Source organism: Methylobacterium sp. CCH5-D2 (assembly GCF_001556475.1).
Lineage (GTDB): Bacteria > Pseudomonadota > Alphaproteobacteria > Rhizobiales > Beijerinckiaceae > Methylobacterium > Methylobacterium hispanicum.
On the sequence record NZ_LSIX01000748.1, the window covers coordinates 26643 to 34912 of the forward strand.

General features: G+C 66.8%; 9 protein-coding genes. 6 read left to right on the top strand and 3 right to left on the bottom strand.

Annotation, left to right across the window (positions count from 1 at the left end):
- The first annotated feature begins 2 nt into the window (after nucleotides 1–2).
- Complete coding sequence (locus AX737_RS19900) at nucleotides 3–689, top strand: hypothetical protein (protein WP_003596827.1); 687 nt, start codon at nucleotides 3–5, stop codon at nucleotides 687–689.
- Between the two features lie 59 nt (nucleotides 690–748).
- On the opposite strand, the gene AX737_RS32305 is transcribed toward AX737_RS19900, so the two are convergent.
- On the bottom strand, nucleotides 749–1153 hold the full coding sequence (locus AX737_RS32305) for a flagellar basal body rod C-terminal domain-containing protein (RefSeq protein ID WP_003596828.1): 405 nt from the start codon (nucleotides 1151–1153) through the stop codon (nucleotides 749–751).
- Between the two features lie 510 nt (nucleotides 1154–1663).
- On the opposite strand from AX737_RS32305, the gene AX737_RS19905 reads away from it, so the two are divergent.
- Both AX737_RS19905 and AX737_RS19910 read left to right on the top strand, forming a co-directional pair.
- Nucleotides 1664–2425 (top strand): response regulator transcription factor, encoded by a 762-nt coding sequence (locus tag AX737_RS19905; RefSeq protein ID WP_003596829.1) that lies wholly within the window; start codon nucleotides 1664–1666, stop codon nucleotides 2423–2425.
- Nucleotides 2422–3753 carry an ATP-binding protein gene (locus tag AX737_RS19910; RefSeq protein WP_003596830.1) on the top strand — a complete coding sequence of 444 codons (1332 nt, stop codon included), beginning with the start codon at nucleotides 2422–2424 and terminating at the stop codon, nucleotides 3751–3753. The genes AX737_RS19905 and AX737_RS19910 overlap by 4 nt, the downstream gene beginning before the upstream one ends.
- An 8-nt stretch (nucleotides 3754–3761) precedes the next feature.
- On the opposite strand, the gene AX737_RS19915 is transcribed toward AX737_RS19910, so the two are convergent.
- Nucleotides 3762–4457, bottom strand: coding sequence for a YoaK family protein (locus AX737_RS19915; RefSeq protein WP_012455875.1), 696 nt, complete (start codon nucleotides 4455–4457; stop codon nucleotides 3762–3764).
- A gap of 278 nt (nucleotides 4458–4735) precedes the next feature.
- On the opposite strand from AX737_RS19915, the gene AX737_RS19920 reads away from it, so the two are divergent.
- A complete protein-coding gene (locus AX737_RS19920; protein WP_003596834.1) occupies nucleotides 4736–4999 on the top strand; it encodes a hypothetical protein in 264 nt (87 codons plus the stop codon).
- 223 nt (nucleotides 5000–5222) lie between these two features.
- Here the strand turns inward: AX737_RS19920 and AX737_RS19925 are convergent, their stop codons facing one another.
- Nucleotides 5223–5450 carry a hypothetical protein gene (locus AX737_RS19925; RefSeq protein WP_003596837.1) on the bottom strand — a complete coding sequence of 76 codons (228 nt, stop codon included), beginning with the start codon at nucleotides 5448–5450 and terminating at the stop codon, nucleotides 5223–5225.
- A gap of 654 nt (nucleotides 5451–6104) precedes the next feature.
- Between AX737_RS19925 and AX737_RS19935 the strand changes: the two genes are divergently transcribed.
- Nucleotides 6105–7478 (top strand): efflux RND transporter periplasmic adaptor subunit, encoded by a 1374-nt coding sequence (locus AX737_RS19935; RefSeq protein ID WP_003596839.1) that lies wholly within the window; start codon nucleotides 6105–6107, stop codon nucleotides 7476–7478.
- Nucleotides 7479–7489: 11 nt separating this feature from the next.
- A partial coding sequence (locus tag AX737_RS19940; RefSeq protein ID WP_197430643.1) for an efflux RND transporter permease subunit occupies nucleotides 7490–8270 on the top strand: 781 nt, incomplete at its 3' end.

An 8270-nucleotide genomic window follows, 5' to 3' on the forward strand; every position in this document is an offset into this window, starting at 1 on the left:
CGATGCAAGCCTGGCTCTATACCCTCATCCCGGCAGCCGCCGCCGTCCTCGGCGCCGCGGTCGCCGTCAACATGCGGCCGGGACCCGTCTTGGTCAGCGCCATCCAGCACTTCGCCGCAGGCGTCGTATTCGCCGCGGCGGCGGGCGAGATCCTGCCTGACCTCAAGCATGCCGGATCGCCTTGGGCCACCCTGGTCGGCGGCGGCGTCGGTGTTGCCGCCATGCTCGCGGTCCGCACTCTGGAGCGTCGGGTGAAAGGACCAGTCGGTCTACTGACCGTCACCGGAATTGATATCTTGGTGGACGGGCTCGTCCTCGGCATCGCCTTCGCAGCGGGCGCCAAGGCCGGTTTCCTGCTTACGGTCGCCCTGACCATCGAGGTGCTGTTCCTCGGCCTGACCGTCGCGAACGAACTCGGCGAGGGCGGAACCTCGAAAGCCAGGGTGGTCGGCTTGACCGCCGCCCTCGTCGTCCTGCTGCCGCTCGGTGCGCTGCTCGGCGGCCCGGTCGCCACGCTGCCCGCGGCCATCCGCGGCGGCTTTCTCGCCTTCGGCCTGATTGCGCTCCTCTACCTCGTGACGGAGGAACTTTTGGTCGAGGCACACGAAACGGAGGACCGTCCATGGGTGACCGCGATGTTCTTCGCAGGCTTCCTGCTATTGCTCTTGCTCGATGAGCTTGTCGGTTGATGGCGCACGTGCCGGCCGCGTTTGATGCGTCATCACGAAAGGCTTTCGGGTCGATGACATCAGCTCTTCAGTAGCGCGAGCGTCTTTCCTTTCAGGTCGTCAAAGGTCGCGATAGTGCGCAGATTGGCCTCGTACGCTCGCATCGCAGAGCGAAGTTCGGACATCTCGACCGTAGGGCGGACATTGGGAAGCTTGAGGTTGCCGCCAGCATCGGCGGCGGGGTGTCCAGGACTATGAACCGTCGGGAATTCGGTCTTGTCGCGTACGATACGGATGGCCGGTGCCTCTTCGGTGTTGCCCGTGATCGGCTCGAACACTGCAATCTTGCGCCTATAGGGTTCGCCGTCTGGGGCGGACGCCGTGGAACGCGCGTTGGCAATATTCTCGACCGACACGCGCATGCGACCCTGATGTATGCGTAGGGCGGCAGACGCCAAGCTTGGCCCGGAAATGTCGTCCTTCATCGCCGCCAGCCTCCCTCTTGCCGGCATCCTGTCCCGGCGTGCACAAATTTGTTAATCAAATCTAATGAGTTAGAGTTAAAAAAAGGTTAATTCACGCCTCATGGTGTTAGAGTAATCCGAGCGCCGGCCCGTCCGAATTCAGGAGTATTCGGCGATGTCTTCGAACCACCGTTCAGCTCTTTTCCGGGAAATCGGGCGAACGAGCATCGGATCGCTCCATTCGCACCTCCGCGACAGCCGGATCCATAGGCCGATTTGTACTCACCCGGCATCGACCGCTTCTGACTTCAAAATTTTGATATCCTCGTAAATTACATTTAATTATGTATAGAGCATACTATCAAATCAAATTGGTCGTATTTTTGGTCGAGCAGTCGTATCGACAATATAAAATATGCAAAATTTATACAAGTGACTTCATTGACGTTCGTGGCCCACTCGATGAGAGTCCCCTGATGCGTTATCTGAATCTGACGGAGACTTTGTTCGCAATGGACCCCGCGGCGATGGATGAAACGGTGGCTGATGGAACGCGATGACAGGCCGGGAGCGGGCTGCGCACAGGAGCACATCCTCCTGATCGAAGACGACGACGGCATGCGGGTGTTGGTCACGCGACTCCTGAGGGAGAGCGGCTACCGCGTCACCGGTTGCCGCAGCGGCGCCGAGATGTGGTCGCTTCTGCCCGGGAAGTCGGTCGATCTCGTCTTGCTCGACGTGATGCTGCCCGGCGCCTCCGGCTTCGATCTGCTGCGGGCGCTGCGCAGCAAGGGCACCGTGCCGGTCATCATGCTCTCCGCCCGCAACGAGGAGGCGGACCGGGTACTCGGACTCGAACTCGGAGCCGACGACTACGTCGCCAAGCCGTTCGGCCGGCCGGAACTCCTTGCCCGCATCCGCGCGGTGCTGCGTCGGACCACCATCGCGCCGGCCGCCACCGCGGCGGAGAGGGCACAGGTTCTGACCTTCGCCGGCTGGCGGCTCGATTTGCGCAGCCGGCAGCTGACCGATCCCGGGGGGGCTGCCGTAGACCTCTCGGGGGCCGAGCACGACCTACTCATGGTGTTCCTAGAGCATCCCGGGCGCGTGCTCGGCCGCGAGCAGATCCTGGAGATGAGCCGCGGACGGCTCGCCGCCCCGTCCGACCGTAGCGTGGACACCCTGGTCAGCCGCCTGAGGCGCAAGCTCGAACCGCCCGAGGGCACGCTCCCCGTGATCAAGACGGTTCGCGGCTCCGGCTACATGATGGCCGCCAAGGTCGAGCGGGCGTGAAACAACTGGTCGATCTTGCCCGCAGCCTGGAGGGGCGCACCGTCGCCGTGCTGTTGCTGGCGGTACTCGTGGTCCACGGGGGCGCGTTGTTGCTGTACCGTCAGTCGGCGTCGGCCGCGGCCGACGAGGCGTTCGCGAACGAAGTGGCGCGACAGCTCGTCTTGGCGCGGGAAGCGGTACTGCGGCGACCGCCGGGGGAGCGCGGCATCGAGGCAAAAGCCCTCTCGTCGGGTCATTTCGAGATAGGCTGGGAGCGGGGGGAATCCGCCGAGACGGGCAAGACAGACCCCGCCTTGCGCGATCTGCGCGAACGCGTCCTGGAGATCGAGCCCGTGCTCGGCCCAGGTCTGGCGCTCGCCCTGGCGGCGCCGGACGAGCCGCTGCACCAACAGGACCTGCGCGGCGCCTTCCCGCTGCCGGACGGCAGTTTCCTGACCTTCCGGTCCGCCCATTCGCCTCACCTGGTCCACCTTGCACCCTGGGCGTACCTCGCCACCGCGATGGCGATCCTGGTCGGCGTCGCCGCCGTCGTGCTGGTGCACCGGATCGCCGGCCCGCTCAGGGAACTTACGCACGCCACCGTCCGGATCGGGCACGGTACGGTCGTGTCCGTGCCTGAGGTCGGACCGGACGAGACGCGCGGGATCGGTCGGGCGCTGAACGCGATGCAAGGGCGCATCCACCGCCTCGTCGCGGAACGGACGCAGGCTTTGGCGGCGGTCTCGCACGATCTGCGCACGCCGATCGCCCGGCTCCGTCTTCGCCTGGACAAGGTCGATGACCTTGCGGACCGCCGTGCCATGGCTGCCGACCTCGACGACATGCAGGCCATGATCGACGCGACGCTGTCGTACCTGCGTGGCGAAGCCGACCCGGAAGCACGGCAGGTCGTCAACGTGGCGAGCGTGCTGATGAGCGTCGCCGACGCCTCCGCGGACGTGGGCCGCGAGGTGGGCTACGACGGCCCCGGCCGGGCGCTGGCGTCGGTACGTCCCGTTGCCTTCCGCCGCGCGGTCGAGAACCTTGTCGACAACGGTGTGCGCTACGGGATCCGGGTCCGGGTCGGCATCGAGATCGAAGAGGCGACCCTGGTGGTGCGCATCGACGACGACGGCCCCGGCATCGCGCCGGAGGACGTCGCCCGGGCCTTCCAGCCCTTCACCAGGCTGGAGGGGTCGCGTAACCGCAACACGGGCGGGACGGGGCTCGGACTGACCATCGCCCGGCGCGCGGTCGAGGCGGACGGCGGCACGCTCGTCCTGTCGAACCGGCCAGAGGGCAGCCTGCGGGCCGAGATCCGCCTGCCGAGGGCGAAGGGACGCGATTGAGACGCGGCCTACCGGGCGGTCGCCGGTGCGTCGGGGTGCGCGTCCGGCTGCGCCGACCGCTCGTTCGAGACATAGCCGCTCCCAGGCAGTGCCACCGTGAGGATGATGCCTGCGACAGCCAGCGACGCGGACAGGGCCGCCGGAACGAGGAAGGCATCGGGACCAAGGGCCTTCTGGATGAAGCCGCCGGCGACCGCGCCAAGCGTCAGGCCCGCCCAAAGCGGTGCCTGGAGCCAGAACGACGGCGCGGGCTTGTGCAGGACCATGTTCGCCAAACCGGTCCCGAAACGTACGACGGTTCCGGTGACGTAGGTCAGGGCGAGGCTCCGCCCGGCCTCATCCTGCAGCGTCGCATTCAGCATGCCGAGGGCAAGGACGACGGGATAGGCATGAAGAGGAAACGCATCGGAAGCTTCCGGCAGGAGGTTGCCGATGGACAGCAGGACGGCCTGCGCGCCGAGCAGGACCGAAAGACGCCACCGCCCAGCCCAAGCCGCAACAAGGGTGCCGGCGAACGCACCGAAGCAGAACAGCGCGATGGTGCTGCCGAACCTGGTGACGCCCGACCAATCGAAGGAACTGGCCGCGACGCCGAACCGGGTCGTGTTCCCACTCATGAACGACATGAACAGTTGAGAGTGTTCCAGGAAGCCTATCGAGTCGGCCGAACCCGCCAGGAATGCCAGCGCGACGGCCAGGGGCACGCGGGTCTCGGGTCTCGACGGGAAAGATCTGTCCACTTGGCCACCTGTCGCTGCCGCGTCGGATCTCGCCGGGGTCGCGTTCGACCCGGCGTCCGGTCCTGCGGGGAGCCGGTAGGGATACGTCGACCCCATGGCCGAGGCTTTGCTCGACCTTGACGAAGTGTGTCGGCACGCGCGCCTGACACACTTCGTCACGAACGCGGCGAACGGCAGTCAAACGGGTCGGCTATCTCCACTCCTCAAGCGGCCGATGTGGCCGATGGAAGGGATACAGATCGATGAAGCGTACGCTTGCCGCCGTTCTCACCGCCGCGATGCTGGCCGGAGCGGCCACGCCCGCCCTCGCGGTCGACGGGCACGGCAACGCCTCCAATCCGGAGCGCAGCGTCCCGAACTCGGGCGACGTCTCCGGCGGACCCGCCCACCGTGACGATCCGCGGGTGCGGGAGGCGCAGGAGAAAGGCCCGGACGGCAAGCCCGCGCACCGCGAAGGCGACGGCCACGCGCACGGGCACAGCCAGGATAAGCCCGGCAAGAAGTAAGCTTCCCACGAGGTGACACGATGAGCGGGAGACGCGCGATGCGATTGCTGCCCCTGCTCGTCGTCTTCGCGCTCCTGGCAACGGGCCTCGGCTACGCGCTCGCGGCGTCCCCTTGCCCGGACGACTTTTCACGGTGCGATACAGCCCCCTCACGCATCGTGGAAACGCCCGCCTCGACGCAAGTCGGGGCGGGCGTCCGCCTTGGTTCGGTCGACCGAAACGTTCAGTCGTCGAACTCGCGGTGATCGTGGCGCTCAAAGCCGTGGCGGTTCTCGTCCCGGTCGTCGTGATGATGGCGACGAACCTCCACGTGGTCGTGGTCGCCGTGATGGTGGCGGCGCACCTCCTCATGATGGTGGGGAGGTGGTCCGTAGCCGTAATGTTGGGCCGACGCGGTCATGGGGACCGATGCGAGGGCAGCGGTCGTCAGGGTGATCAAGCGACGTTTCATGGACGAAAATTCCTTGCTGGTCGCACAAGGCTCTGCCGACGGCTTTGAACGGGGCGTGAAGCGACCATTCAGTATCCTCCGACCAGGGAAGCCTTCACCACAACGGGCGACCGCAGCTTGCGACACAGCCTCGGAATCGCAGATAAGGACGGTGATGACTTCGGCGCGGCGCCATATGAGCTTCGGAGCGATGACGGGGTGGTGGGCAACCGCCGCCCTCGCGCTCGTCCTGGCGCTGGCCATCGCGATGCCCGGCGCCGGTCTCATGGACGACCTTGTCTCTCACCAGGGCCGTCAAGGCCATGACAGGAGCGAACTCTCGCTCGTCCCGCATACGGTGTCTGGCCTGGATCATGCCTCCGACCCCGGGTCAGCCGACCACGTCCATTGCGGTTGCCACGTCGCCTTGAGCACGACCGTCGCCGGCGATGCCCCGCTCCCCGACGGAACGCGCCCCTCCTACGCCAGATTGTCCGAGAGGATGCCCTCGGTCTCTCCCGACCGCCTGCCAAGGCCGCCGCGCGCCTGAGGTGACGCCGCGAAGGCGGCGCGTCACGAACCCGGGTCCGACCGACCCGAGCCGTCTCCTCACGTCACCGACCGCGATTGTCCGGCATGTCCGTCATCGGCTTCCGGCACGCCCGAGCAGGCATCATGCGCATCATCCTGACCGCCCTCATCCTGGCCGTCGGCGTCCTCGTGGGCGCTGCGGTTCCCGCCGTCTCCGGCTTCGTCCAGGGGCTGTTGATATCGGCTGGCCTGCCGCCGACCGTCTTCAACCTCGCCAGCGGCCCCACCGCCGCGAATTCCGCCGAGGCTTCCCCCGGCGAGGCGGGCCACGCCGCGGGCGACGGACACGGTCACGGTCACGGCAAGCCGGCCAGTAAGCCCGGGGCCGAGCAGACCCAAGGCGAGCATGACCACTCCGAGGCCGAAGGCGAGGAAGGTCATGTCAAAATGACCGCCGAGCAGATCGAGAACCAGGACATCAAGGTGGCCAAAGCCGAGGGCGCCATGCTGTCTCGCCATATCCTGGTGCCCGGTACGATCACGCCCGACACCGACCGGATCGCGCGGGTCCCTGCCCGGGTCGTCGGCACCGTCGCCGAGATGCGCAAGCGCCTGGGCGACGCCGTCAAGAAGGACGAGGTCGTTGCCGTCCTGGATAGCCGCGAGGTCGCGGACTCCAAGAGCGAGTACCTCACCGCCTCGGTGAAGGCCGACCTGGAGAAGACCAATTTCGAACGGCAGCAGGCGCTCTGGGACAAGCGGATCTCGGCCGAGAGCGCCTTCTTGAATGCCAAGGCGGTCTATTCCGAGGCGACGCTGCGCCAGGATCTGGCGCGGCAGAAGCTGTCGGCGCTGGGGCTCGACGCGACGGCGGTGGCCAAGCTGGCCAAGCGCGACGAGACCACCCCGAACCTGTCGAGCCTGCGCCAGTACGAACTGCGCTCGCCGATGTCGGGGCGCATCGTCGAGCGAAAGGTCGACGTCGGCACCGCGGTGGGCAAGGAAGGCGACCCTTCCGACCTCTACACCGTCGCCGACCTCTCAACGGTGTGGATCGAACTTGCCGTTCCGACCTCGGAACTCGCCAAGGTCAAGGAAGGCGCGTCCGTCACGGTCGCGCCGGGCCAGGAGGGCGGCGTGCAGCACGAGAAGGGCAAGGTCGTCTTCGTCAGTCCTTTCCTCACCGCCGACACGCGTGCCGCCAAGGTCATCGTCGCCCTGCCGAACAAGGACATGGCCTGGCGTCCGGGCACCTACGTCACCGCCGAGGTCGAGATCTCGCGGGATGCCGTTCCGGTGAGCGTGCCCAAGGCGGCCCTCCAGACCGTCGAGGGCAAGCGCGTCGTCTTCGTCCGCACAGACGAGGGCTTCGAGAAGCGCGAGGTCGAACTCGGGCGCTCCGACGACGACGCCTACGAGGTCGCCTCGGGTCTCAAGCCCGGCGAGGCCATCGCCGTCGGCAACACCTTCCTCCTCAAGGCCGAGCTCGGAAAGAGCGAAGCCGACCACGCGCATTGAGGGGACGGGCCATGATTTCGAAGATCCTCGACTTCTCCGTCCACCAGCGCTGGCTCGTGCTGCTGCTGTCGCTGCTGGCGGCCGGATTCGGTGGCTATGCCGTGACCAAGCTGCCCATCGACGCCGTCCCGGACATCACCAACAACCAGGTCCAGATCAACACGACCGCGCCCTCGCTCTCGCCCGTCGACATCGAGAAGCAGGTCACCTACCCGGTCGAGACCGCGCTCGCGGGCATCAAGGGGCTGGAATACACCCGCTCGCTCTCGCGCAACGGCTTCTCGCAGGTCACCGCCGTCTTCGCGGAGAAGCTCGACATCTACTTCGCGCGCCAGCAGGTCGCCGAACGCCTCTCGCAGGTGAAGCAGGACCTGCCGCCCGGCGCCGAGCCCGCCATGGGCCCGATCTCGACCGGCCTGGGCGAGATCTACATGTGGTCGATCCACTACGCCAAGCCGGGCGAGCGCCAGGTCTCGGCCGCGGGTAAGCCCGGTTGGCAGCCGGACGGCAGCTACCTGACGCCGGAAGGTCAGAGCCTCAGGACGGAACTGGAGCAGACCGCCTACCTGCGCACGGTCCAGGACTGGATCATCCGCCCACAGATCAAGACGGTCCCGGGGGTCGCCGGCATCGACGGCATCGGCGGCTTCGAGAAGCAGTACCACGTCCAGCCGGACCCAACGAAGCTCGCCGCCCGCGACCTGTCCTTCGGTGACGTCGCCCGCGCCCTGGAGACGAACAACGCCAACCAGGGCGCCCGCTACCTGGAGGACAACGGCGAGGGCTACGTCG